This is a genomic window from Herminiimonas sp. (genome assembly GCF_030645555.1).
GTDB lineage: Bacteria > Pseudomonadota > Gammaproteobacteria > Burkholderiales > Burkholderiaceae_D > Oxalicibacterium.
Genome location: NZ_JAUSME010000146.1, coordinates 1 through 1,121, shown reverse-complemented (window position 1 = coordinate 1,121; position 1,121 = coordinate 1). Strand labels below are relative to the sequence as shown.

The following is a 1,121-nucleotide window of genomic DNA, read 5'->3' as shown; positions in this document are numbered from 1 at the left end:
AGGCAGCGCGCCTGAACCAGGAGCAGTACGCGCAGCAACTGGCCGAAGCGCAGGCAGACGAAGCCGCGCTGGCTGAAAAGCTGACCGGCGACATGCGGGCGCCGTGGCTGCAGGGCGAAGTGACGCGCCTGAACAATGCGATTGCCGCGCTGGGGCCGGTCAACCTGGCCGCCCTGGACGAATTGCAGCAGGCGTCGGAGCGCAAGAATTTCCTCGACGCGCAGAATGCCGACCTGACCGAAGCAATGACCACGCTGGAAGATGCCATCCACAAGATCGACAAGGAAACCCGCGACCTGCTGCAGGACACCTTCGACCAGGTGAACAAGCATTTCGGCGAACTGTTCCCGATCCTGTTCGGCGGCGGCAACGCGCGCCTGACCATGACAGGCGAAGAGATACTGGATTCAGGCGTGCAGGTGATGGCCCAGCCGCCGGGCAAGAAAAACGCCACGATTCACCTGCTGTCCGGTGGCGAAAAGGCCCTGACCGCGACGGCGCTGGTGTTCTCCATGTTCCAGCTCAATCCGGCGCCGTTCTGCCTGCTGGACGAGGTGGATGCGCCGCTCGATGACGCAAACACCGAGCGCTTCTGCAACATGGTCAAGCGCATGTCCACGCAGACCCAGTTCCTGTTCATTTCGCATAACAAGATTGCGATGGAGATGGCGCAGCAGCTGATCGGCGTGACCATGCAGGAGCAGGGCGTGTCGCGGATCGTGGCGGTGGATATGGAGTCGGCGGCGCACTTTGTCGGGGAGCCGGAGGTGGCCTGATGGCGGGCCACGCCGTTCAGGTGGCTGATGAATTGCTACGGGTGTTCTCGCTTTTGAAAGGGAGGGCGCGTTCTTGGTGTACGCAGGTCGACGCTATAAATCACGATGGCTGCATCAATCCGCCCCGCGATCGGGGCAGATCCACCCTGCATCAAATCTGTTCCGATCGCGCCATCGCCGCCCGCTTCTGATAGTAGGCCACGTTCTGCTGGGCCTCCCGAACCCGCTTCTGTTCGACATCTGCGCAAATCAGGAAGTGGTCTTCCGCGCGCCGCAGCCACCAGCGCCGGACCTGGCGCAGCATGGGGCTCAGCGATAGCATTGTCAGTTCCTGCAGTTTGTATT

General features: G+C 62.0%; 2 protein-coding genes. One reads left to right on the top strand and one right to left on the bottom strand.

Annotated elements, in window-relative coordinates; translation table 11 throughout:
- Positions 1 to 776: chromosome segregation SMC family protein (locus Q7T06_RS05965; protein ID WP_370652344.1), on the top strand; the 776-nt coding region annotated here is incomplete at its 5' end.
- 151 nt (positions 777 to 927) lie between these two features.
- Here the strand turns inward: Q7T06_RS05965 and Q7T06_RS05960 are convergent.
- Positions 928 to 1,121: hypothetical protein (locus Q7T06_RS05960; RefSeq protein WP_304781837.1), on the bottom strand; the 194-nt coding region annotated here is incomplete at its 5' end.